The sequence below is a fragment of the Marinobacter albus genome (assembly GCF_030238305.1).
Lineage (GTDB): Bacteria > Pseudomonadota > Gammaproteobacteria > Pseudomonadales > Oleiphilaceae > Marinobacter > Marinobacter albus.
In genome coordinates this window covers 892,249-914,957 of the sequence record NZ_JASSQD010000001.1, presented here as the reverse complement: position 1 = coordinate 914,957, position 22,709 = coordinate 892,249, and the positions used below count along the sequence as shown (strand labels likewise).

At 60.0% G+C, this 22,709-nt stretch carries 21 protein-coding genes; 11 read left to right on the top strand and 10 right to left on the bottom strand.

Going from position 1 to position 22,709, the window contains the following annotated elements; translation table 11 throughout:
- The first annotated feature begins 41 nt into the window (after positions 1–41).
- From QQF73_RS04175 to QQF73_RS04160, 4 genes are read left to right on the top strand one after another with little or no spacing between them, the layout of a single operon-like run.
- Complete coding sequence (locus QQF73_RS04175) at positions 42–821, top strand: (Fe-S)-binding protein (protein WP_219866693.1); 780 nt, start codon at positions 42–44, stop codon at positions 819–821.
- Positions 818–2,257 carry a LutB/LldF family L-lactate oxidation iron-sulfur protein gene (locus QQF73_RS04170; RefSeq protein WP_219866694.1) on the top strand — a complete coding sequence of 480 codons (1,440 nt, stop codon included), beginning with the start codon at positions 818–820 and terminating at the stop codon, positions 2,255–2,257. The genes QQF73_RS04175 and QQF73_RS04170 overlap by 4 nt, the downstream gene beginning before the upstream one ends.
- Positions 2,254–2,910, top strand: coding sequence for a LutC/YkgG family protein (locus tag QQF73_RS04165; RefSeq protein ID WP_219866695.1), 657 nt, complete (start codon positions 2,254–2,256; stop codon positions 2,908–2,910). The genes QQF73_RS04170 and QQF73_RS04165 overlap by 4 nt, the downstream gene beginning before the upstream one ends.
- On the top strand, positions 2,907–3,863 hold the full coding sequence (locus QQF73_RS04160; RefSeq protein WP_285367315.1) for a DMT family transporter: 957 nt from the start codon (positions 2,907–2,909) through the stop codon (positions 3,861–3,863). The genes QQF73_RS04165 and QQF73_RS04160 overlap by 4 nt, the downstream gene beginning before the upstream one ends.
- 6 nt (positions 3,864–3,869) lie before the next feature.
- On the opposite strand, the gene gloA is transcribed toward QQF73_RS04160, so the two are convergent.
- Both gloA and QQF73_RS04150 read right to left on the bottom strand, forming a co-directional pair.
- Positions 3,870–4,418: a lactoylglutathione lyase gene (gloA, locus tag QQF73_RS04155; protein WP_285367314.1), complete on the bottom strand. Its 549-nt coding sequence runs from the start codon at positions 4,416–4,418 to the stop codon at positions 3,870–3,872.
- Between the two features lie 514 nt (positions 4,419–4,932).
- On the bottom strand, positions 4,933–6,072 hold the full coding sequence (locus tag QQF73_RS04150; protein ID WP_285367313.1) for an alkane 1-monooxygenase: 1,140 nt from the start codon (positions 6,070–6,072) through the stop codon (positions 4,933–4,935).
- Positions 6,073–6,320: 248 nt separating this feature from the next.
- Here QQF73_RS04150 and QQF73_RS04145 point away from each other — a divergent pair, with 248 nt between their 5' ends.
- The 5 genes from QQF73_RS04145 (at position 6,321) to QQF73_RS04125 (ending at position 12,591) form a co-directional block, all read left to right on the top strand.
- A complete protein-coding gene (locus QQF73_RS04145) occupies positions 6,321–6,980 on the top strand; it encodes a GntR family transcriptional regulator (RefSeq protein WP_285367312.1) in 660 nt (219 codons plus the stop codon).
- A gap of 181 nt (positions 6,981–7,161) precedes the next feature.
- Positions 7,162–8,205 (top strand): DUF6160 family protein, encoded by a 1,044-nt coding sequence (locus tag QQF73_RS04140; protein ID WP_285367311.1) that lies wholly within the window; start codon positions 7,162–7,164, stop codon positions 8,203–8,205.
- Positions 8,206–8,270: 65 nt separating this feature from the next.
- A complete protein-coding gene (locus tag QQF73_RS04135; RefSeq protein WP_219866701.1) occupies positions 8,271–9,329 on the top strand; it encodes a lysylphosphatidylglycerol synthase transmembrane domain-containing protein in 1,059 nt (352 codons plus the stop codon).
- Positions 9,326–11,563 carry a glycosyltransferase gene (locus QQF73_RS04130; protein ID WP_285367310.1) on the top strand — a complete coding sequence of 746 codons (2,238 nt, stop codon included), beginning with the start codon at positions 9,326–9,328 and terminating at the stop codon, positions 11,561–11,563. The genes QQF73_RS04135 and QQF73_RS04130 overlap by 4 nt, the downstream gene beginning before the upstream one ends.
- 80 nt (positions 11,564–11,643) lie before the next feature.
- Entirely contained in the window at positions 11,644–12,591 is a 948-nt protein-coding gene (locus QQF73_RS04125) for a YbgA family protein (RefSeq protein WP_285367309.1), read from the top strand.
- On the opposite strand, the gene QQF73_RS04120 is transcribed toward QQF73_RS04125, so the two are convergent.
- The 3 genes from QQF73_RS04120 to QQF73_RS04110 all read right to left on the bottom strand — a co-directional run bounded on the left by QQF73_RS04120 (position 12,592) and on the right by QQF73_RS04110 (position 15,226).
- Positions 12,592–13,323 carry a DUF481 domain-containing protein gene (locus tag QQF73_RS04120; RefSeq protein ID WP_219866704.1) on the bottom strand — a complete coding sequence of 244 codons (732 nt, stop codon included), beginning with the start codon at positions 13,321–13,323 and terminating at the stop codon, positions 12,592–12,594.
- Between the two features lie 22 nt (positions 13,324–13,345).
- A complete protein-coding gene (trhO, locus tag QQF73_RS04115; RefSeq protein ID WP_219866705.1) occupies positions 13,346–14,365 on the bottom strand; it encodes an oxygen-dependent tRNA uridine(34) hydroxylase TrhO in 1,020 nt (339 codons plus the stop codon).
- 132 nt (positions 14,366–14,497) lie between these two features.
- Positions 14,498–15,226 (bottom strand): DsbA family protein, encoded by a 729-nt coding sequence (locus tag QQF73_RS04110; protein WP_285367308.1) that lies wholly within the window; start codon positions 15,224–15,226, stop codon positions 14,498–14,500.
- A 127-nt stretch (positions 15,227–15,353) separates the two neighbouring features.
- Between QQF73_RS04110 and QQF73_RS04105 the strand changes: the two genes are divergently transcribed.
- On the top strand, positions 15,354–16,319 hold the full coding sequence (locus QQF73_RS04105) for an NAD(P)H-dependent flavin oxidoreductase (protein ID WP_219866707.1): 966 nt from the start codon (positions 15,354–15,356) through the stop codon (positions 16,317–16,319).
- 42 nt (positions 16,320–16,361) lie between these two features.
- Here QQF73_RS04105 and QQF73_RS04100 read toward each other — a convergent pair whose 3' ends face one another.
- The gene (locus QQF73_RS04100; protein ID WP_219866708.1) at positions 16,362–18,302 is read right to left on the bottom strand and encodes a methyl-accepting chemotaxis protein; all 1,941 of its coding nucleotides are present in this window, start codon (positions 18,300–18,302) and stop codon (positions 16,362–16,364) included.
- 235 nt (positions 18,303–18,537) lie between these two features.
- On the opposite strand from QQF73_RS04100, the gene QQF73_RS04095 reads away from it, so the two are divergent.
- Complete coding sequence (locus QQF73_RS04095) at positions 18,538–18,711, top strand: DUF6435 family protein (RefSeq protein WP_219866709.1); 174 nt, start codon at positions 18,538–18,540, stop codon at positions 18,709–18,711.
- Between the two features lie 19 nt (positions 18,712–18,730).
- Here the strand turns inward: QQF73_RS04095 and QQF73_RS04090 are convergent, their stop codons facing one another.
- From QQF73_RS04090 to QQF73_RS04075, 4 genes are all read right to left on the bottom strand, one after another.
- On the bottom strand, positions 18,731–19,090 hold the full coding sequence (locus QQF73_RS04090) for a chaperone modulator CbpM (protein ID WP_219866710.1): 360 nt from the start codon (positions 19,088–19,090) through the stop codon (positions 18,731–18,733).
- Positions 19,091–19,105: 15 nt separating this feature from the next.
- Positions 19,106–20,095: a DnaJ C-terminal domain-containing protein gene (locus QQF73_RS04085; protein WP_219866711.1), complete on the bottom strand. Its 990-nt coding sequence runs from the start codon at positions 20,093–20,095 to the stop codon at positions 19,106–19,108.
- A gap of 294 nt (positions 20,096–20,389) precedes the next feature.
- Positions 20,390–21,454: a class II fructose-bisphosphate aldolase gene (gene fba, locus QQF73_RS04080; RefSeq protein WP_219866712.1), complete on the bottom strand. Its 1,065-nt coding sequence runs from the start codon at positions 21,452–21,454 to the stop codon at positions 20,390–20,392.
- A gap of 79 nt (positions 21,455–21,533) precedes the next feature.
- Positions 21,534–22,694, bottom strand: coding sequence for a phosphoglycerate kinase (locus tag QQF73_RS04075; RefSeq protein WP_285367307.1), 1,161 nt, complete (start codon positions 22,692–22,694; stop codon positions 21,534–21,536).
- Between the last annotated feature and the right edge of the window lie 15 nt (positions 22,695–22,709).

The following is a 22,709-nucleotide window of genomic DNA, read 5'->3' as shown; positions in this document are numbered from 1 at the left end:
TATTACGTGGTAATAATTCCAAAACGGTTGAGCGTCGGCACATGGTTGATCCCATCAAGGTTTACCCTGCAAAACCTTCCAAAGTCTATTTCTTCGGTACCTGCCTGGTGGATATGTTCTACCCGGACGCGGGTATGGCTGGCATTCAGTTGCTGGAGCGGGAAGGCATTGAGGTGATCTTTCCCCAGGACCAGACCTGCTGTGGCCAGCCCGCCTACACCTCCGGCTACCACGATGAAGCCCGGGCGGTGGCGATGGCGCAACTGGATCTGTTCCCCGAGGACTGGCCCATCGTGGTGCCGTCCGGCTCCTGCGGCGGCATGATGCGCAAGCACTACCCGGACCTGTTCAAGGACACCGGGCACGAGGTCAAAGCCGCCGAAGTCGCCGGGCGGGTCTGGGAACTGACGGATTTCCTGCTGAACGTCTGCCACATCAAACTGGACGATCTGGGTGAACCCACCACCGTTGCCATGCACACCTCCTGTTCCGCGCGCCGCGAAATGGGCGTGGCCGAGGTGGGCCCCAAGTTGCTGGGCCAACTCAGCAACGTGAACCTGGTGGAGCAGGTCCGGACCGAGGAATGCTGCGGTTTCGGCGGTACCTTCGCCATCCGCCACCCGGAGATCTCCGGCGCCATGGTGAGTGAAAAGGTGGACACGCTGGTGGACACCGGCGCGAAGGCGTTCGTCACCACCGATTGCGGGTGCCTGATGAACATAGACGGCTACGCCGAGAAGAACCGGAAGCCGATCACGGGTCAGCACATTCTCAGCTTCCTGTGGGAACGCACCAACGGCACGAAGGGGGATCAGTCATGAGCGAGACCGCCGAGCACTCACCCCACCACATTGATGTGAAGGAATTCCACCCGCGAGCCAAGGCGGCGATTCACAACCCGAAGATCCGCCGGAACTTCCGGAAGGCGATGGACGGGCTGATGACCAAGCGCAAAAGCGCTTTCGAAGGCTGGGATCTGGAGACCCTGCGGGATCTGGGCGCCAACATCCGGCTGCGGGCACTGGCCAACCTGCCGGACCTGCTGGAGCAGCTGGAGCAGAAGCTGACTGAAAACGGCGTCAAGGTGCACTGGGCACTGGATGGCGATGAAGCCTGCCGCATTGTCCGGGACATCTGCAAGGCGCGGGACGCGAAGACCGTCATCAAGGGCAAATCCATGGTGTCCGAGGAAATGGAACTGAACCATTACCTTGAGGAGCAGGGCATCGAAGCTCTGGAATCGGACCTCGGTGAATACATTGTGCAACTGGCGGACGAAACGCCCTCGCACATCATCATGCCGGCGATTCACAAGAACACCGATGAAATCTCCAAGCTTCTGCACGAGAAGACCGGGACCGACCTGTCCCACGATGTCGAATACCTGACCGCCAGCGCCCGCCTGCAACTGCGTGAAAAATTCATGAACGCAGACGTGGGTGTTTCCGGCGTGAACTTCGCCGTCGCGGAAACCGGCACCCTCTGCCTGGTGGAAAACGAGGGCAATGGCCGGATGACCACCACCGTGCCGCCCTGCCACATTGCGGTTACCGGCATCGAGAAGGTGGTTCCCAACCTGGAAGACGTAACTGCCCTGCTGGCGCTGCTGACCCGTTCGGCCACCGGCCAGCACATCACCACCTACTTCAACATGATCTCCGGCCCGCGCAAGCCCGACGAACTGGACGGCCCGGAAGAAGTGCACCTGGTGCTGGTCGATAACGGCCGCTCCTCCATCTACCAGGACGACGAGCTGCTCGACACCCTGCGCTGCATCCGCTGCGGCGCCTGCATGAACCATTGTCCGGTCTACACCCGCGTTGGTGGCCACACTTACGGCACCACCTACCCGGGCCCGATTGGCAAGATCCTGATGCCGCATTTGATCGGCCTGGATGAGGGCCGGCATCTGCCCAGCGCTTCCAGCCTGTGCGGCGCCTGCGGCGAAGTCTGCCCGGTGAAGATTCCGATTCCGGACCTGCTGGTGCGGCTGCGCCAGGAATCCGTGGATGGCGACAAGCTGCACCCGGCCAAGGTCCGTGGCCATGGCGCCAAACGCAGCGCGGTGGAAGCCATGATCTGGAAGGGCTGGAGCTGGATGCACGCACACCCCGGCGCCTACCGTTTCGGCACCAACATGGCGGCCCGTTTCCGCAAACTGCAGCCGGGGCAGATCGGCGGCTGGACCCAATATCGAACAGCGCCCAAGCTCGCCCCGAAAACCCTCCACGAACGAATGAAGGAGCGCGGCCAGTGAGTTCCCGAGAAACCATCCTCCAGCGCCTGCGCAACCGCAGCGGCGGCGAACTGACGGCCCCCGAATGTGACTTTTCCGTGCTTGAACGGCCGGACTGGTCAACGTCGGAGCGCATCGCGCTGTTCGAGAAAGCCATTGAATCGGTGCACGGTGAAGTCCACCACTGCAGCAATGACAACTGGCTCGACCGTCTGGCCGAAGTCCTCTCCACCCGGGGGGTGCGCAACCTGCTGATTCCGCGGGAGCACGAAATCGGACTCAAGCTCCGGTCCGTTGCCGAGCGAGAGGACCTGCCGAACCTCCTGATCTACGATGAGCCCATCGAAAGCTGGCAGCCCGCCCTGTTCAACGACGTCGATGCCGGTATTACGTCCACCCGCGGCGGCATTGCCGAAACCGGCTCGCTGATCCTGTGGCCGACGGCGGACGAACCACGGCTGATGAGCCTGGTGCCCCCGGTACACGTGGCGGTGCTCTATGCCTCGGAACTCTACACCACGTTCCGGGACGCCATGACGGCCCAGAACTGGGCCGCTGGCATGCCGACGAATGCCCTGCTAATCTCTGGCCCTTCCAAAACTGCCGATATTGAGCAAACCCTTGCTTACGGCGTTCACGGTCCCAAAGAGCTGATTGTGTTGATTATTGAATGATTCGAGGCGCCCTGCTGATCGCCCTGGCAGCCCTGCTCTGGGCGACCACGGGAATAGTTGCGAAATTCCTGTTTACCGGTACCGAGCTTGAAGCCATTACCCTGGGCTTCCTGCGCCTGGTCGTGGCCTTGCCGTTCTTCTGGCTACTGATGCGGCGGGAACAGGGGCGGCTCAGACGTGCCAGCCCCGGCACCCGGTCGCCTGGCACGTCCCTGCGACACCTCGGGCTGAAAGCCGCTTTACCCCTGGCGGCGCTCGGGCTGTTCCAGGCTTTCTACCAGGGCAGCTACCTGCTCGCGGTCGACCTGACAGGCGCCGGTATCGCTACCCTGATCGCCCTGTGTCTGCCGCCGGTACTGGTGGCCATTCTGGCTGCTCCGCTGCTGGGCGAGAAACCCGGCCTGCTGACCGTGCTCTCGCTCATTGCGGCCATCTTCGGTACCGCCATGCTGGTGCTGAGCGACATGGACACCACCGGCACCCTGCGCCTGGCGGGCATCCTGATGGCCTTGCTGGCCGCCGTGGTCTACACCGGATTCACCCTCACCAGCCGCTACAACTCAGCCGGGACCCCGGTGTTCACCACCGCCTTTATCTGTTTCTTTACCGCCGCACTGATCCTGGGGCCGGTGGCCTGGCTGTCCGGCGGTTTTGCGGGGCTGGAAACGCTGGGGATTCAGCAGTGGCTGATGGTGGCCTACATCGGCGTGGTGCCGACCTGCATTGGTTACGTAAGCTTTTTTTCCGGCATGCGCACCACACCGGCCACATTGTCCAGCATCATCGTGACACTGGAGCCTCTGTTCGTGGCCCTGTTGGCCTGGGCGTTCCTCGGAGAGATTCTGGGGCCTATCGGCATCGCCGGCGCGCTGATCCTAACGGCAGCGGTGATCGTGGCCTCTCGTTATGGCGGGAAGGCCGGTACCGGCGCAGACGCCGATACCGCGAGCTAGCTCGAATCAGCTGCCGTTGCTTTGCTTCTGCATCATGTTCGGCTGCAGGATTTCAATCCAGTAGCCGTCCGGATCCTTGATAAACGCCAGACCTTTCATCTTGCCGTCGTCCGGCTTCTTCACAAACTCAACCTCCAGCCTCTCGAAGCGCTCACAGGCCGCATACACATCCGGCACGGCGATGCCGATGTGGCCGAAGCCCTGGGGCTCGTCGTTGCCATTGTGGTAAGCGAAATCCTTGTCGTCCTCGGTGCCCCAGTTATGGGTCAGTTCGAGCATGGCTTCCCGGCCAAAGGTGTAGGTTGTGCGGTAGGCGTCGTCGGTCGGGACCTGCTGAGCGTGGCGTTCATCCAGATAGCCCAGGAAGTACAGCGTGAACTTCATTTCCGGGAAGTCCAGCTTGCGAACCAGGCGCATGCCCAAAACACGGGTGTAGAAATCCATGGAACGCTCGGGATCCTTGATGCGCATCATGGTCTGGTTGAAGACATAACCTTCGGTTTCGGGAACGGGGTCTTCGTAAAGGCCGGCAGCGTGTTCAAAATGCTTGGGCATGTTTTTCCCTTCTTTATTCGCAGAATTCAGAGAGTATACCTGTGTGCGTTTCAAAGGGATTTCAAGGGTATAAAAAAAGACCCCGCGGACAGAGACGAACCGGCGGGGCCGGAGGGCCGCTGTAGCGGCGGTTCTTCAGAGACGCTCTGAAGTTTTTTTGCGCCTGGGGGGGGGGGGGCGGGGGCGTGGGGGTAGTTTCTTCCGGGAAACCGCAACCCGCTTCGCTCAGACATCCGGTTTTCCCTGCAGAAACTACCCCCACACCACCGCCGTCAAGCTGTTGTAAAACACCATGGAACACATGAACGCACCTTCTATCCCGTGTTTTCTATGCCCTTGCCTCCCTTGTTCGGTAACATTTTTATTTTTACTTCCACCGGGTTCGGTAGTGGTGATCGGGGGTGTTTTTCGGAAGAAAATCGCTGTCTGAGCGAAGCGAGTTTGCGATTCTTCTGGAGAAAAATTCCCCCGATCACCACCTCCCCCACCAAACGAGTGGAGGCCAAAGACCAAATCAGGAAGCCAACTGATGCTCCTCCCCCCGGTAATAAGCCTCCACCCGCGGATTCATGATCCGCTTCCACAGCGACGGAAACATGGCGACGACAATCATTGCGGCATAGCCGGCCGGCAACTGCGGGGCAATTTCGTGGTGCCTGAGTACCTGGTAGCGGCGTTTGGCGTATGCGTGGTGATCGCTGTGGCGCTGGAGGTGGAACAGGAAGACGTTGGTCAGGAAGTAGTTGCTGTTCCAGCTGTGTTCGGGGGTGGTGCGTTCGTACCGGCCGTTGTCCAGCTTGCGGCGATGCAGACCGTAGTGTTCGAGGTAGTTGACGATTTCCAACAAGGTGAAGGCAATAAAGCTCTGCCCCAGGAAGAAGGCGGCACCCAGCCAGCCAAAGGCGATCGCAAAGGCGGTGAGCGCCAGCGCGCTGATGCTGTACCACCAGACCAGTTCATTGCGCCAGCTGAGGGCCTTCAGCCCCTTGCGCTCAAGGCGCTGGGCTTCCAGTTTCCAGGCATTGAGGAAGTTGCGGACGTAGGCCTGGGGCAGGAATTCGTACAGCGACTGGTTATAACGGGATGATGAAGCGTCTTCCGGCGTGGACACATGCACGTGGTGGCCACGCAGATGTTCCACCTTGAAGCCGCCGTAGCACACCAACGAGAGCAACAGGCCTCCGGCGCGGGTTTCCAGTTTTGCGTCCTTGTGGATCAGCTCGTGGGCGACGTTGATACCAAGGCCACCCACAATGCCAATGGACACTATCCAGCCAAGTCCGCCGACCGCATTGAACGTGCCCGAAGCGAGTTCCAGCATGCTCCACACCAGCAGGATGCCGAAGCCTGCCACCCAGCCCAGGGTGATCACCCGGTAAAAGAATTCGCTGTTCATGCGAGGCACGTCCGCTTCCTCATCGGGGTTCAGGCCATCTTTGCCCAACAGCATGTCAAGTATCGGAATGATGCCGAACACCACCACCGGAACGCCCCAGGAAAACAGGTTAACCAGGCCGGTGGCATGACCGGCGGCCAGCAACAGGGGCGGCAGGGCCAGGGGGATCATGGCGATCAGGTAGCTGTACTTCTTCAGGGTCAGCAGGATTCTTCGGCGCGTCGCCTCCCGGCTGACCGACAACTGGCTGGTATTCATGACTCTCTCCTTCGGCATTCTCTGGGTGACGAATCGCCACCTGTTGTTTTGTGCATTATTGTCCTACAATATTGCAGTCGTCAATGCCTACCGGGAAAATATTGAACACGACCGGGAAGCCGCCCGGAGATCAAAGGGTTGGGGCTCCCCCTCAGGATGGCTGTGATAGACTCATGCACACAGATTTCAGCGCCGGGCTGATTCTATCTGCGGCCAGCCGGCTTTTACGTCCTGTTCAGAGAGCCCTTATGGATTTTCAGGTGCCGAACACCCTGGCAGAAGAAATTGCCAACTACATGGCGGAGCGGATCATGACCGGGCAGATCCGGCCGGGGGAACGCATTCAGGAAGCGACCCTGGCGGGGGAATTGAAGGTTAGCCGGGCCTCGGTGAAGGAGGCCCTGTATACGCTGGAACGCTGGCATCTGGTGGACATCACTCCACGCAAGGGCGCCTCGGCAACCCGCCTGGATGCCGAACACGCTTCGGAATTGTATGACGTATACATGCACCTGCTGATGATGCTCGCGGCCCGGCTGTGTGAACGCTGGCAGGAGCCGGACCGGCAGCCACTGCTCAATGCCGTGGCTAAAGTGGTTGATCAGATGAACCAACCATCCGCGAACATCACCGCCATTGTCGAAGCCAGCTTCGCGGTCATGGAAGCCTGCTGCGAGGTGGTGGGCAACCCGTACCTGACCGAAGCCCTTTCCAACTTCAAGCCCGCCGTCAGCCGGGCCTACTATCTGAGCGCGGATCGTTACCGCAAGGGTCTGAACCAGACCAGCAAGTTCTTTACCCACCTGCCTCAGGCGGTTCTTTCCCGGGATAGCGCCAAGGCCCAGGCGCTGATCCGCGACTTCGCGGAGCACCAGAAGTTACTGATCCAGCAAGCGTTGACCTCATAGGACAAGGCCCCTGAGGTTGTGATTCAGCTCACAGACCTGTGGCACCATCCCGCCTATCGTAACAACGTGTAACAAAACCGAATGTCCGCTGCATTGGTTGTGCTGTCCTGCGGCCCGGAAAGCATTGGTAGGCTTTCCTCGTACACAACAACAAACACCGAAAATGGATTTTGGGGCCACCATGACTCTGTCACACGCCTGTTCCAGCTGTGCATCACCCGCTCGACGACACCGTCCATCGTGTCACCTGGCCGCCCTGTTGATCGCGCTTCCCCTGCCCTTGCCGGCCATGGCCGAATTCAGATCGATGGATGACAGTGCCCTTGCCGGTGTCACCGGCCAGGCAGGTGTGACGATCGAGATGGAAACCAAGGTCTCGGTTGATCGGTTGAGCTGGATCGACGAAGGCTCGATCAACGTGAACGGTCTCCGACTTTCCGGCCAGAACGACACGGTTCTGGACAACATGAAGGTGACCATCGATATCGCCGGCCAGGACGAAGTGCTGGAGCACGGATTCTCGGAGATCGCACGGCGGGCCGATGCCGGGCTGCTGAGCACCGGCAACGCTGATGTCGCCGATGCCCTCGCCAAATACAGCGTTGCAGGCGAATTCGGCAAACAGTTCAACAGCGGTGACCTGGTAATCCACCTGGGCGCGACTGACTACGGCGACCCGACGGTACTGGACGACTACCTGAGGGCCGTGGACTTCGAGCTGGCTGTCGACAGCCTCACGACCAGCGGCAGTGAAGGCACCACCAACCTCTTTTCCAATGTATTGCTGCAGGGCTACGTCGGCCCGACCGATCTGGTGATCCGCAACGGCGGCACCAACACGCGCACCCTGGCCAACGGCAATACCGTGTCCGGATCGGAGCTGCAGCTGGACACCCATTTCGAAATCACCAACGGCAGCCTGGACTGGGACGCGGCCGACCTGATTCTGGTTTTCAACTTCGCCGCCGTCGGCATTGAGGGGCTCCAGATTCACAACCGGCGCGGGAACGACACCCTCGGCCATTTCGGCATGGCCAGCGCCACCGCCAAACTGTCCCGGGGAACCAGCGCGGCCTCCGGCAAGGAAGGTCTGTCGGTGCACGATGTCGAGTTCCGCGCGGACATCGACATGCCCACGTTCCGGATCGGACCCAACAGCATAGGCAGCGTGCAGTTCACCGACTTTGCCATCACCGACACCACAATGATGGTGTATGGCCACTGACCCCCGACTGGACAACCAGCGCATAACCTCCTGTAAACTGCCCGTCTCAACCTGACGGGCAGCCCATGACCGACTTCACCGAAAGCGATTACCCGAAACGGACGTCCTGGCGACGACTCACCGTCTTCAGCCTGATTTTTATCGGCATGACCGCGGCCGGCCTGTACACGGTCTACGATCAGTTTGCCGGACGCAGTATCACCTTCGACCCGAGACTGGTTGCGCCCTCAACGCTGCTGATGGCGGGGCTTCTGCTGCTGGTCTATTTCCTCTCCGATGGCCTGCGTTTGCACTATACCCTGCGCGCCCTCGGGCACCGGCTGCCGTTCAAGGTGATGTTCAGACTGGTGTTCATCAACCTGTTCTTCTCCAACGTGACGCCCATGGCGACCGGGGGCGGCTTCGCCCAGATCTGGTACCTGCACCGGCACGGCGTGCCCATGGGGCGGGCCACGGCGGCCACGACGATTCGCACAGTCCTGGCCGTGCTGTTTATCTTCACACTGACACCGGTTTTCCTGCTGACCCTGAGGGCGCTGAAGGACCACACCATCACCGGCAACATTGGTGTTGCACTCGCGGTGTTCATTTTTCTCTACCTTGGGTTCTTTGCCATCCTGTTGTTTCGAACCCACTGGCTGATCGTGCCACTGACCCGGCTGCTGGTGACGCTTCGCCACCTCCACCTGATCAGCGAAGAGCGGCACCGGCGCTGGCAGTTCAAGGCCCGGCGGGAAATGCTCCGGTTCTCGGACAGTTTCGGTGATTACATCAAGGGCAAGCCGAAGTACGTGCTTCTGTCGGTGCTCTTCACCGCCCTGTTCCTGCTCAGCCTGTTCAGCTTTCCGGCGCTGCTGATTCACAGCCTCGGGTATCAGGTGGACTACCTGGTAACCCTGGGACTGCTGGTAGTGACCACGTTCATCATGTATTTCTCGCCCACCCCTGGCGCCTCGGGCATCTCCGAAGGTGTATTCGGGAGCTTCTTTCGCGATATTCTGTCGGGCAACCATCTGGTGCTGGTGACCGTTAGCTGGCGCCTGCTGACCATATACCTGGGCATGATCATCGGGCTGATCGTGTTGCAGAGGGAACTGATAAAAGACCGCGAGAACCCGGAATGATCCTCCGAAACCCTTTGAAACTGCTGTTCTACCTGTGCCTGGTTATTGTGATCCTGCTGGTGGGCTACAAAGCCTATCTCAACCTGTTCATGAAGGACTTCAAGGGCCTCCATACCGAGCAGGTGGAGCGTATCCAGAAAACCACCACCCCGGACCTCCCGGTCAGCTTTGCCGTGGTCGGTAACATCAATAATTCCATCGGCATCTTCGAGGAACGCATCATTCCCGAGTTGAACAGCTCCGGGCTTGATTTCATGGTGTCCGCGGGCAACGCCGTCAGTGGCGGCAGCGAGGACAAGTACCGGGCGCTCTATGGCAGCCTGGGACACCTCAAGATTCCATACCTGCTGACCTTTGGCGCCCACGAATACGAGGACTTCGGCAGTTTTCGGTTCTACGACCATTTTGGCCCGCATTTTTTCAGCATCCAGGCTGGCAGCAGCCGGCTGATCTTTCTGGACAGCACCGGCAAGACGCCCTGGCAGTGGCAGATTCGCTGGCTCAATGACTTGCTGGCCCAGGACAACTCGAAAGCCCGTATCCTGTTCATCGGCCATCCGCCCCTGGAGCCGGAGAAGAATGCGCCTTTCGATCAGCGTGAGGATTACCTGCAACCCCCGGAATTCCGGAGTGCGCTGCTGCAGGAGATCCAGCGGCACGACATTGATCTGGTGTTCTCGGCCAACCTGTCGCTCTATTCGGAAGCCGTAAAAGGCGAGACCACCTTCATCACCACCGGTGGCGCCGGCGGCCTGGTCCTTAACAACGAGACCAGCTTCTACCACTTCGTGCAGGTCAGCGTTGGGGCAGACGGCGAAATCAGCCATTCCCTGGAACGGCTGAAAGTCGGCCAGCATCCGGTTCTGAAACAGCTGGAGAGCCTGTGGTTCTTTATTTACTCCCTGATCTATTCCGGCTACCTGAACTTCATCCTGATCCTCGCCGTGTTCGTGGCCATCACCATCAAGCTCTACACCACGATTTTCGTCGCCAAGGACTACTACCCGGACTACGACCTGGATCCGTCGCCCTGGCTGGAAAAGCCGCTTCGCGTCGCCATGTTCACCAACAACTATCTGCCGTTCATCGGCGGCGTGCCCATTTCCATCGAGCGCCTGCGCCGGGGCCTGGAAAAGCTGGGCGACAAGCTCCTCATCGTTGCTCCCCGGTACAAGGATCAGCCTGAGAACGAGGAGCAGGTTCTGCGGGTACCCTCCCTGCTGGCCATGGGCGAGAAAGGGGAATTCCGTCTGGCGAATATATTCCTGGCTCGCATTCGCAAGGGTGTCAAAGCCTTCCGCCCGGACATCATCCACCTGCACCATCCCTTCTGGCTGGGATCCCTGGGATTGTTCCTGGCACGGACGTTGAAGGTTCCGTCCATCTACACATATCACACCCGGCTCGAACACTATGCCCACTTCGTGCCCCTGCCCGGCATGCTGTTCCGCAACCTGATTTCCCACGCCCTGATCAAGCACTTCGCCAACAAGTGTGACGCGGTGATCGTGCCCACCTACTCAACGGAAGAGTACCTGCGCATGATTGGTGTGAAGACCCCCACGTACGTCCAGCCCACGGGCATCGAATTCCAGCGCTTTCAGGAGGTTCGCGAGGAGGACATCCAGAACTTGCGGGAAACACTGGAGCTGGATGACGAGAAGGTGTTCATCAGCGTTTCCCGACTCTCGAATGAGAAGAACATCGACTTCATGATCGAGGCAATCGACGCCCTGCGCCGGGAAACCAGCGTCCCCTTCCGGTTCCTGATGATCGGTGACGGACACCAGCGTGACCGACTGCAACAGAAAATCGAGGAGCTGGACCTGCAACGGCATTTCACCCTCGTTGGCGCCGTCCCGCCCGAAGACATGAGCACCTGGTACCACCTGGGGGATGCCTTCCTGTTTGCCTCGAAATCGGAAACCCAGGGCATGGTCATCCTGGAAGCCATGGCCGCCGGCCTGCCCGTGGTTGCGGTGCGGTCCAGCGGCATTGAAGACGTGGTCCGGCAGGGATTTAACGGCTTCAAGACGCCTGAAAATCAGGACCTGTGGGTTCACGAGGTGAAGCGGCTGCTCGAGGACGACGAGCTCCGTTGGGAGCTCGCTGCCCAGGCTCTCGAATTCGCAGGAGATTACTCTGTGGAGCAGTTCGCCCGGGACGTTCGAGGTATCTATGCCAACTGTCTCGCCCTCGAGGCGAAGAAGAAAAAACGGCACCGGGTGCACTGATCGGTTTCACCTTCTCTACTTGATCGGTTTAGACTGAAATCACGTATTACAGAGACCCTTTTATTGATCGGAGAGGTTACGTGAGCGAGATTCCCGTCGGTATCAGTACCTGCCTTCTTGGCAAGGAGGTCCGTCATGATGGCGGACACAAACACTCCCGCTACTGCACCCAGGTCCTGTCCAGGCATTTCGAGTTCCGTTCGATCTGTCCCGAGCTCGAGGCCGGCCTGGGAGTGCCTCGCCCGGCCATCCATCTGAGGGAATACCCCGAAGGATTGCGGCTGATCGAAACCAAGGGCGAGAATGATCACACCGACGCCATGCAGAGCTTCATTGATGCGGTAATGCCCACGCTTGCCAACCTGCGCGGTTACATCCTGATGGCGAAATCCCCCAGCTGCGGTATGGAACGGATCAAGGTCCACAATGAGGGTGGCCAGGTGACGCGCCGGGACGGCCGGGGCATGTTCGCCGAAGCCTTGATCCGCACCTATCCGCTGATGCCGGTGGAAGAGGAGGGCCGGCTCAACGATGACCTGATCCGGGAAAACTTTATCGAACGGGTCTTCGCCTACGACGACTGGATGCAGAATGTGGCCGGGGAGAACCTGAGTGCGAAGGCTCTGATCGAATTCCACACCCGCCACAAATTCCAGCTGCTGGCGCACTCGGAAAAGATCTACCGCCAGCTCGGCCCCATGCTGGGCGACCTGAAGTCGGAGCCTCTGGACGTCCTTGCCGACCGGTACATTCACCTGTTTATGGAGGCCATGAGCCAGAAGGTCAGCCGGGGTTCACACATGAACGCCATGCAGCATCTGATGGGCTACCTCCGGGACTCCATGGGGGATGAAGACCGGAAAGTGCTGCTGGAACAAATGGAAGCCTACCGCCGCGGCGAGGTGCCGCTCGTTGTGCCCATGACCCTGCTGCGCATGGCGCAACGCAGGGAGCCGGTGGATTACCTGACCGTCCAGCACTACCTCACTCCCTACCCGGATGAACTGGGGTTGCGGAACAACGTCTGATCAGAAGGTGTAGAGCAGGGTCAGGGCGGTTTCAGTATCCGTGCGCTCTTTTCCTTCAGGCGGGTCTGAGACGTGTTTGACCCGGAACGCGGCTTTCATCGACAGGTTACCGACCACGGTCGCCTGCAACGCGGTTTCCGATTCACTGATGGTATTGTTTTCCTCCAGGCCTACTTCTGTGCTCAGCTTCTGACGAAACAGGGCGCGGTCGGAGATCGCGTAATCAAACTGGGTGGCGAATCGGGCGATTGCGGAATCCTCGGCGTTTTCGCCGTTCTCATCGGGTTCATCCAGTCGATTGTACCGGTAACCCAGACCCGTGGAGACGCTCCAGAATGACTGATCACCAGACTCCCACAGGCGATTACCGTAACCTGCGGTGACCGACGACTCGAAGTCATAACCGGAAAAGCGATCATCCTCCCAGGCGCCCCGAAGGAACCAGTACTGGCGCTCGTCGAACTTGTAGTTGGTCTCGCCCTCGGCCTGGTATTGCTCGGCCGTGGTTTCGTCCTCCGACTCGGTGTGCCTGGCACTGAACTCGGCCATGTTACGCCAGCGCGGAAATTCATTACCAATGGCCAGCCGGCCATTCAGGTTGCTTTCCTCGGTATTGCCTGATGTCACCAGGATTCCAATCTCGAACTCAGAGTTGACGTCGCCCCGGTCCTGAGCCTGGGCAAGTGGAGCAGCTCCGATAAGGGCAATCGCGACCGCGTTCTTGAGTTCCATGAAGTGCTCCTGGTTTGTCGGTTCAGGCTCCCGCGGATTTACGATGCTTTTCGCCAGCCAGACTTTTTCGCGCCTGACGTTCGCGTTCCGCTCTTTTCAGAGCCTTTCGTTCGGCGATGATGCGAGCGGCATCGCCACCCACGTGGGCTTCACCCCGTTGCTCCGCCAGCCGCATCTGTCGTTCACGTTCCGCAAACCGCGCTTTCTGCTCCTCGGTCAACGAGTCGATGCACTGGTGGCAGCTCACGCCCTGCTCGTATTCAGGGCGCTGTTTGTCGTCCTCGGTAATCGGGCGCCGGCAGGCATGGCACTGGTCGTAGTCGCCCCGTTCAAGACGGTGGTTCACCGTGACCCGGTCATCAAAGACAAAGCATTCCCCGTGCCACAGGCTCTGCTCCTCCGGCACTTCCTCGAGATATTTCAGAATGCCCCCCTTGAGGTGGTAGACCTCCTCGAAGCCCTGCTCTTTCAGATAGGCCGTCGATTTCTCGCATCGAATACCGCCGGTGCAGAACATGGCGACCTTCCTGTGTTTCGAGGGATCGAGATTCTCCTTCACGTAGTCCGGAAATTCCCGGAAGGTGTCCGTTGACGGGTTCAGGGCATTCTCGAAGGTGCCGATTTCCACTTCGTACTGGTTTCGGGTGTCCACCAGCACCACCTCCGGATCGGAGATCAGGTCATTCCACTCCCGGGCATCCACGTAGGTGCCAACAATGCGCTTCGGATCGATCCCGTCCACGCCCATGGTGACAATCTCTTTCTTGAGCTTCACTTTGGTGCGCTTGAACGGCTGGATGTCCACAAACGATTCCTTGTAGTCAATTCCATCGAAACGCTGATCACGGTCGATCCACGCCTTGACCGCATCGATACCTTCGCGGCTGCCGGCGATGGTGCCATTAATGCCCTCGCGCGCCAGCAACAGGGTGCCATGGACCTCGTTGGCCAACATGGTGTCCAGCAACGGCTGGCGAAGGGACTGGTAATCATTCAGAACTGCGAACTTGTAGAGCGCGCAGACAACTACATCATTGCTCATGTTTTCTCCTGCGGGCCGGACCGTAAATCCGGAGCATGGCTTTGGTTTCATTCAAAGGCTAAGGCCAGAGAGGGCGCAATTTTTCACCAACTCTGGCCCGGGATCAAGTGCGGACTGGCCGAAACCCTCCGGTCACTCGGTCGTGTTGGCGAGTTCCCGTTCCACCACGGCGGACAGCTGGCCCCATCCGGGACGGGGCAGCCGGATATTGTCCACCAGCACCGTTGGCGTACTGGCAACCCGCAACTGCATGGCCACACGACGGCTTTCTTCCACGGCTTCACGATGCAGCTCCGTGGTCATACACCGGCGAAACCGCCGTTCCTCCAGGCCCAGCTCCCCGGCATAACGGGTGAACGTGGCAACCGGATCGTCGGAGCTGCTCCATTCGGACTGGGCCGCGAAAAGCTGGTCATGCATGTCCCAGTAGGCATCCTGATCACCGGCACAGCGGGCTGCCTGGGCGGCCGGCATGGCATTCTGGTGCTGCTGCAGCGGCAAGTCGAAATAGACAAAGCGGACTTTTCCGGCTTCAACATACTGTGCTTTCAGCTTCTGGCTGGCGTCAGAGAAGCGGCCACAGGCCGGGCACTGGTAGTCTGCGAACTCACGCACCACAACCGGGGCATCAGCGGGCCCCACCGACACGCCATACCGGTCCAGTTCGGCCGGAAACGGATCGGCGTTGGACGCGGCAACAGGCAGCTCACTCGAAGAGGGCTTCGGTTTGGCGGTCAGGAAAAACAGACCGATGGCAACAGCGGCCAAGACCAATACCGCCACGCCGATATACAGGGGCTTATTGCCGGTTTTCTGTGGCGCTGGGGCTCCGGTTTCCCGGCGACGTTTTGCTTCACCCATTGCGGGCTCCTTATTGTTGGTAGTATTTTCCACGCATTCCCGGGGCAGCGACCGTATTCAGGACCACCCCGGCAGGCTAAGATCCTTTATAACCTATATAAGTTCCAACAAAAATTAAGGAAAACTCATGGCCTTACCAGCATCCCTCTCCGGCAACCTGACCCTGCCTCTGGTGGCGGCGCCCATGTTCCTGATCTCCGGCCCGGAACTGGCCCTGGCGTGCTGCAAGGAGGGGGTGGTGGGCAGTTTTCCCGCTTTGAACCAGCGCACCAGCGAAGGGTTTGAAGCCTGGCTCGAACAAATGAACTCCGAGCTTGACCGCTTCCGGCAGCAGAACCCCGGAGCCCCGGTGGCTCCCTATGCGGTCAATCTGATTGTCCATCGCACCAACCCGCGCTGGCAGTCGGACCTGGAACTTTGCGTCAAACATCGAGTGCCCATTGTCATCACGTCTCTGGGCGCAGCAAGCCAGGTCGTCGACGCGGTGCACGGTTACGGTGGCGCGGTATTTCACGACGTCACCAACCAGAAGCACGCGCGCAAGGCCGCCGAGGCGGGTGTCGACGGCATCATCGCGGTGGCCGCAGGCGCCGGTGGACACGCCGGCACCATCAACCCGGTTGTCCTGGTGCACGAGATCCGCGAGGTCTTTGACGGCACGGTGCTGCTCGCCGGTGGCCTTTCACACGGGCAGGACCTGCTGGCAGCCGAGGCCATGGGCGCGGACCTGGCCTACCTGGGCACCCGCTTTATCAATACCGTGGAATCCCAGGCCGAGGAGGCCTACCGCAACATGATTATTGAGGCGGTGTCGGCGGACATCATCCACACGCCCGCCGTTTCGGGCGTGCCCGCCAGCTTCATGCGCCAGAGCCTCGAGGCCGCCGGCTATCCGATGGACAAACTCAACCAGGCCGGGGACATTGATTACGGTGAGAAGCTGAAACCGGTGGACGATGAGGCAAAAGCCTGGAAGACCGTGTGGTCAGCCGGCCAGGGTGTCAGTCAGATCCATGACGTGCTCAGCGTGCAGGCACTGGTGAGCCGACTCAAATCGGAATACGATGCCGCCCGGGCCCGGCTCTGCGGTTGATGAGACGGGCAGCCTGACCCGGCAAAGGCTGCCCCGATGCCGTTACACGCGGAACTGTGACGCCTTGGCCTGAAGCGCCGTCAGCAGTTCGCCGATCCGGCGGCTGGCATTGTCCGAGCGGTGGATGGCCTCGACAGTGGTTTCCGACGAGCGGGCAATGTCCTCAACACTGACACTGACCTTGCCGGCATGCTGCCCCTCCTCCTCGGCTACCGAAGAGATAGTCAGCGCCCGCTCCTGCAGACTGCCAAGCAACTGGTTAATCTGTTCGAAGTGCTCATCCGCCTTGCGGAACTCTGTTGAAGACTCGGCCACCTGACCCGACACCCGGTCTATGACCGACACCGCCTGGCGACTGCCCTGCTGGAGGCGCTCGATGATCGTCTGGATCTCGGTGGTGGATTCCTGGGTTCGGCTGGCCAGTGTCCGGACCTCATCGGCGACGACCGCGAATCCCCGGCCAGACTCGCCCGCCCGCGCGGCCTCAATAGCCGCATTCAGGGCCAGCAGGTTTGTCTGCTCCGCAATGGCACCGATCACCGAAAGCACCGAATTGATTTCCGTGCTCTGGTGGTTGAGCTCATTGACCGCCGCTACCGCCGACTCAACATTGCGCACCACGCCGTCAAGCCGCTCCCGGACGTCCCGGGAAATTCCAGCGGTGGCCTCACTCTCCGCACCAATGGTCTGCACCGATCCGGCCACTTCCTGAATGCTGTCGGCCACCTCGGCGATGCTCCGCGACATGGCGGCCATGGTCTCGGAAACGTCGGCGACCTCTCGCTGCTGATGGTTTACTGCCGATACTGCCTCACGGCTGATATCGCCCTGCTCCCGTGCCTGCCCGGCAGCGGATTCGGCGGAGGCTTTCACATCCGAAACCAGCTCCTGGATCCGTGCGATGAACTGGTTCATGCCCCGCGCCATTTCGGTCAGCTCATCCCGGCCTTTCAGGGACACCCGTCGGGTCAGATCGGCCTCACCGTCCGCAATGCCCCAGATCGCCGAGCTCAGCCGCAGAACCCGGGGCAACAGGCCGCCCCCGAGCACCGCCGCAACCAGGATAATCAGCACCAGCACCGAACCAATGGCCAGAATCGAAAGATTGGCCGCCAGGCTGGAGGCTTCACGATTCAGGGAATCCACGGTGTTCTGAATTCGCGCCTGGGTATCGGCGCCCATGCCGGCCAGCTGTTGCTGAAGCCGCTGGTTCACCTGTTCCGTTTCTGCCTGCAGGGTCTGGCGTGACGCCTCTATGCTGCCCGAGATGGTGGCGCTGAACTCCTCCTCCAGCTGGGCCAGATCACGATTGATGCCTTCGAGCGACAAGCCCAGCTTGAGCTGGCCGATGGCCGAGCCCTGAGGCTTGATATCGGCGGTAATGATGACCACGTTGGGGTCGCGGCTGGCCGCATCGAGAACCCGGTTTGCGGCACCCCGGCCCTCTCCCTGCTCCATCAGGGTGCGCACCCGATCGTCTGTCCGATCCACGTACCGGGTCATGCGTTCGCCGTACTGGTCGTAATAAATGGCAAACAGCACCGACTCCCTGGCATCCGCCAGTTCCACGAGATCGGTCAGGCGGGGAATGTCCCGGTCCCAGATCAGGGGGGCCGCAACCGCCGCCAGCACGTTGGCCAGCCCCTGGGCCTCCGCCATCACCGCGGAACGAACATTGCTGGCCACGCGCTCCTGCTGGTCCGTCTGCTGCCGGGTCAGTTCGCTGGCCAGTTCGTCGATGGTCTTCTCGCGCATGATCTGCAGGCGCCCCCGGACATCTTCACGGGTTTCACCGAAGGACCGACTGACTTCACTGCTGCTGGACTCAAGAGCGGATCCGGCAGTCGCCACCAGGCGCTCAACCTGGTTTGAAATCAGCCACTGACTGACCACCACCTGAGCCAGACCGGCGATCACCAGTATCAGGAAAACAGGTCTTAGCAGCCGACTTGTGGCCAGCTGTTTCAAAAATCGAGGGGTCATAAGGACTCCGTCAACGTGGGTACTGCAGCATCCTTCGCGTTTATTTCCAGCGTCCCGTGCGGTTTATCTCGCATAGTTTCAGCAAAACCCGGACCATAGGGGAGCGTTTTTATGTAGGATTTTGTTGCAGTTATTTCAGTGCGGATTCCCGTGAGGGAGCCGGAACCCGGGGTTGAGTGAACTTTTAAACAGCCACCCCGTACTCTTGAAAACACTCGAAGGAAGGAGCACGACCATGCTCGGATTTTTGAAAGGCGATCCAAAGAAAAAACTGCAGAAAGCTTACGAGGACAAACTCGAGAAGGCGCTGCATGCCCAACGCAACGGAGACCTGCGCACCCACGGCACGCTTATGGAGGAGGCCGAAAAGATCTACGCGGAAATCGAGAAACTCTCCAGCGGCAAGTAAACAACAACAGGCTTTACGATCAGTCGCTGTCCTGATCCGGTGAGAGCTGACCCAACTGCTGCCGAAGGCGGCCGATTTCCCGGCGCATGGTCTCCACTTCATCGAGGAGCTCCAGTGACATGGCCAATCCCGGCAGGTTCATTTTCAGGTCCCGCTGCAGCCGCATGGCCTTTTGAAGACGCAGAAGTGCAGCAAGATCGAATTCCCACTGTCGATCCTGCTCCTGCGTGAGGGCTCCAACGGGCTCGATAATCCCGTAGCTCACCATCTTCAACACCAGTTCCGCGTGGCAATCGCCTCGCTCGCAAATTTCGCGCAGCGTGAAGGTTGCCTGAGGCTCAACAATCTCGACCGTCAGCGTCTCGTTGTTCCTGCTCATGCCGTTACTCCATGATTACACGTGCAGCTTACTGCGTGGGTTGAAATTCCTTTCTGCCTCCGCCAATTGCTTGTAGAGTTTTTCGGCTTCCGGGGCATGGTGCTCCGGCATCACAATCTGGAGAACCACGATCTGGTCGCCCGGGTGCTTGCCCGGAAAACCCTTGCCTTTCAGTCTCAGTTTCCGGCCACTGGACGACCCCTTGGGCACTTTCACATTGACCCGGGAACCCACTGTCGGCACCGTGACATTGGCCCCCAGCGCGGCCTCCCAGGGCGCAATGGGGACCGTAACCAGGACGTCCCGACCTTCTACCGCGAAGGTCGGATGCGGCGCCAGTTCAATTTCCAGTAGCAGATCACCGGCGTCGCCGCCGCCACTGCCTGGCGAGCCCTGACCTTTCAGGCGCAAATGCTGACCCTCCCGCATCCCGGCCGGGATTTTTACCTTCAGGGTCTTCTGCCGCGGCATCATGCGGCCGTGCTCGTCCGGCTCGTGCACGGTAAACGAGACCTGTTTCTCGCATCCGTGAAAAACTTCCTCCAGAAACAACGCAAGCCTGGCGTGGACATCCTCACCCCGGATACGCATGTTCTGGCGGAATCCTCCCGCCCTGCCGGTTGCACCGAATCCACCCCGGGAAAAGCCCCCTGCGTGTGCGCCGCCACCAAAGATTTCCTCGAAAAAATCACTGAACTGCCGGGCGTCGGCGTCAGTATAGCCACCGCCACCAAAGCCGGACGCACTCTGCCAGCCAGGTGGCGGCTCAAACGAGCCGTCCCCTCGGGCACCATATTTGCGCAACTGATCGTATTCGGCCCGTTTTTCGGGATCTTTAAGCACCTCGTAGGCCTCGCCGACGTCCTTGAACTTTTCGTCAGCGCCGGTTTCCTTGCTGACATCCGGATGGTATTTCCGGGCCAGTTTTCGGTAGGCCTTCTTGATGTCCTCGGGGGAGGCAGACTCGCTCACACCGAGGGCGGCGTAATAGTCTTTGAAGTCCATTCGTGTCCTCACCACAGATTCCTGTTTCCGGTCGAATTGTCCGGATACTAGTTACTATATTTGATGAGGTGCGGGAAATTACAAGGCTCGTGTTGTTTTCAGTTGAGACAGATCATTTGGCGCGGGGAGATCAGGCTCAGAGAGCGCAGGGGGAGCAACCGTTCAGAAATGTGGAGCGCCAGGGATGGCGCGACCAAGCCCTACAGGGATGTATTCATGGGCGTTTTCTGAACGGTTGTTCTTCCTGGGCTCTGCCCCCGAGCTCTAAAGGTCAAGGGGCAGTAGCACAGGAACTTACTTCACTTTCGGATCCAGCTCACCGGAGGCATACCGCTCGAACATCTGCTCCAGGTTGATCGGCTTGATCTTGCTGGCGTTGCCGGCGGTACCGAAGGCTTCGTAACGGTCAATACAAACGTCCGTCATCGCCTTCATGGTGGCCTTCAGGAATTTGCGCGGGTCGAATTCGGCGGGGTTCTCCGCCAGGAAACGGCGAACCGCACCGGTGCTGGCCAGGCGCAGGTCGGTGTCGATGTTGACCTTGCGAACGCCGTGCCTGATGCCCTCGACGATTTCTTCAACCGGAACGCCGTAGGTCTCGGGAATCTCACCACCGAACTCGTTGATGATCTTCAGCCAATCCTGGGGCACGGAGCTGGAACCGTGCATAACCAGGTGGGTGTCCGGGATCCGGGCGTGGATGGCCTTGATCTGGTCAATGGCCAGGATATCGCCGGTCGGCGGACGGGTGAACTTGTAAGCCCCGTGGCTGGTGCCGATGGCGATGGCGAGGGCATCGACGTGGGTTTTCTGTACGAAGTCGGCCGCCTCTTCCGGATCGGTCAGCATCTGGCTGTGGTCCAGGGTACCTTCAGCGCCGATGCCGTCTTCTTCACCGGCCTGGCCGGTTTCCAGGGAGCCCAGGCAACCCAGCTCGCCTTCCACGGAAACGCCGCAGGCGTGCGCCATCTCCACGGTACGACGGGTCACGTCGACGTTGTAGTCGTACTCGGTCGGCGTTTTGCCGTCTTCACCGAGGGAGCCGTCCATCATCACGGAGCTGAAGCCCAGCTGGATGGAACGCTGGCACACCGACGGGCTGGTGCCATGATCCTGGTGCATAACCACCGGAATGTGGGGGAATTCCTCAATGGCCGCGAGGATCAGGTGTCGCAGGAACGGCGCACCGGCGTATTTGCGGGCACCGGCAGAGGCCTGAACAATGACCGGGGAATCGGTCTTGTCGGCGGCTTCCATGATGGCGCGCATCTGTTCCAGGTTGTTCACGTTAAAGGCTGGCACACCGTAACCGTGCTCGGCGGCGTGATCCAGAAGTTGCCGCATCGAAATCAGGGCCATGGGTCGTCTCCTTCGTTTAGACGTTGATTAGTCGATTGAAATCTTTGCAGACGATGGCGTCTGCCGCTGGCGTCGGCTGTTAGGCTCCGCGTTCTTCCAATACTGCAACTGCGGGCAGGGTCTTCCCTTCCACAAACTCCAGGAAGGCGCCACCACCGGTGGAAATGTACGAAATCTTGTCAGCTACGCCGTATTTGTCAACGGCGGCAACCGTGTCTCCGCCGCCGGCCAGGGAGAAGGCATTGCTCTCGGCAATGGCTTCGGCCAGCGCCTTGGTGCCGTTGCCGAACTGGTCAAACTCGAACACGCCAACCGGACCGTTCCAGAGGATGGTCCTGGCGTTCTTGAGCAGATCCGCGAACTTGCCCGCGGTTTCCGGGCCGACGTCCAGGATCATGTCGTCGGCGGACACATCCGCGATGTTCTTGGTAGTGGCGGTGGCCGTCTCGGCAAACTCACTGGCGACCACAACGTCCACCGGCAGCGGGATTTCCACTCGGGCAGCGATGTCCTTGGCCGTGTCCACCAGGTCGTGCTCACACAGCGACTTGCCCACCGGATGGCCGGCAGCGGCCAGGAACGTATTGGCAATGCCGCCGCCCACAATGATCTGGTCACAGACCTTTTCAAGCGCGTTCAACACGTCCAGCTTGGTGGACACCTTGGAGCCGCCCACGATGGCGACCACCGGCTTGGCCGGGTTGTCCAGCGCCTTACCCAGGGCTTCCAGTTCCGCGGCGAGCAACGGACCGGCACAGGCTTCCGGGGCAAACCGGGCCACACCGTGTGTGGAGGCCTGGGCGCGATGGGCGGTGCCAAAAGCGTCCATGACATAAACGTCACACAGGGCCGCGTACTTTCTGGACAATTCTTCATTGTCCTTCTTCTCACCCTTGTTAAAGCGCACATTCTCGAACAGCACCACTTCGCCGTCAGCCACCTCGACGCCGTCGAGGTAGTCCGTGATCAGGCGGACGTCCTGGCCCAACATGCCGGACAGGTGCTCGGCCACCGGCTTCATGGAGGAAGCCTCGTCGTAGACACCTTCTTCCGGACGGCCAAGATGGGACATCAACATGACCTTGGCGCCGGCGTCTCGCGCTGCCTTGATGGTCGGCAGGGAGGCACGGATGCGGGCATCGCTGGTTACCTTTCCGGCTTTGACCGGCACGTTAAGATCTTCGCGGATCAATACCCGCTTGCCGGCGAGGTTCAGGTCAGTCATCTTTTTGATGGCCATACTCTTGTTCCCTTG

Coding starts and splice junctions, on each gene's coding strand:
- QQF73_RS04175 (WP_219866693.1), top strand. CDS start 42: ATGGTTGATCCCATCAAGGTTTACCCTGCAAAACCTTCCAAAGTCTAT.
- QQF73_RS04170 (WP_219866694.1), top strand. CDS start 818: ATGAGCGAGACCGCCGAGCACTCACCCCACCACATTGATGTGAAGGAA.
- QQF73_RS04160 (WP_285367315.1), top strand. CDS start 2,907: ATGATTCGAGGCGCCCTGCTGATCGCCCTGGCAGCCCTGCTCTGGGCG.
- gloA (WP_285367314.1), bottom strand. CDS start 4,418: ATGCCCAAGCATTTTGAACACGCTGCCGGCCTTTACGAAGACCCCGTT.
- QQF73_RS04150 (WP_285367313.1), bottom strand. CDS start 6,072: ATGAATACCAGCCAGTTGTCGGTCAGCCGGGAGGCGACGCGCCGAAGA.
- QQF73_RS04145 (WP_285367312.1), top strand. CDS start 6,321: ATGGATTTTCAGGTGCCGAACACCCTGGCAGAAGAAATTGCCAACTAC.
- QQF73_RS04140 (WP_285367311.1), top strand. CDS start 7,162: ATGACTCTGTCACACGCCTGTTCCAGCTGTGCATCACCCGCTCGACGA.
- QQF73_RS04135 (WP_219866701.1), top strand. CDS start 8,271: ATGACCGACTTCACCGAAAGCGATTACCCGAAACGGACGTCCTGGCGA.
- QQF73_RS04130 (WP_285367310.1), top strand. CDS start 9,326: ATGATCCTCCGAAACCCTTTGAAACTGCTGTTCTACCTGTGCCTGGTT.
- QQF73_RS04120 (WP_219866704.1), bottom strand. CDS start 13,323: ATGGAACTCAAGAACGCGGTCGCGATTGCCCTTATCGGAGCTGCTCCA.
- trhO (WP_219866705.1), bottom strand. CDS start 14,365: ATGAGCAATGATGTAGTTGTCTGCGCGCTCTACAAGTTCGCAGTTCTG.
- QQF73_RS04110 (WP_285367308.1), bottom strand. CDS start 15,226: ATGGGTGAAGCAAAACGTCGCCGGGAAACCGGAGCCCCAGCGCCACAG.
- QQF73_RS04105 (WP_219866707.1), top strand. CDS start 15,354: ATGGCCTTACCAGCATCCCTCTCCGGCAACCTGACCCTGCCTCTGGTG.
- QQF73_RS04100 (WP_219866708.1), bottom strand. CDS start 18,302: ATGACCCCTCGATTTTTGAAACAGCTGGCCACAAGTCGGCTGCTAAGA.
- QQF73_RS04095 (WP_219866709.1), top strand. CDS start 18,538: ATGCTCGGATTTTTGAAAGGCGATCCAAAGAAAAAACTGCAGAAAGCT.
- QQF73_RS04090 (WP_219866710.1), bottom strand. CDS start 19,090: ATGAGCAGGAACAACGAGACGCTGACGGTCGAGATTGTTGAGCCTCAG.
- QQF73_RS04085 (WP_219866711.1), bottom strand. CDS start 20,095: ATGGACTTCAAAGACTATTACGCCGCCCTCGGTGTGAGCGAGTCTGCC.
- fba (WP_219866712.1), bottom strand. CDS start 21,454: ATGGCCCTGATTTCGATGCGGCAACTTCTGGATCACGCCGCCGAGCAC.
- QQF73_RS04075 (WP_285367307.1), bottom strand. CDS start 22,694: ATGGCCATCAAAAAGATGACTGACCTGAACCTCGCCGGCAAGCGGGTA.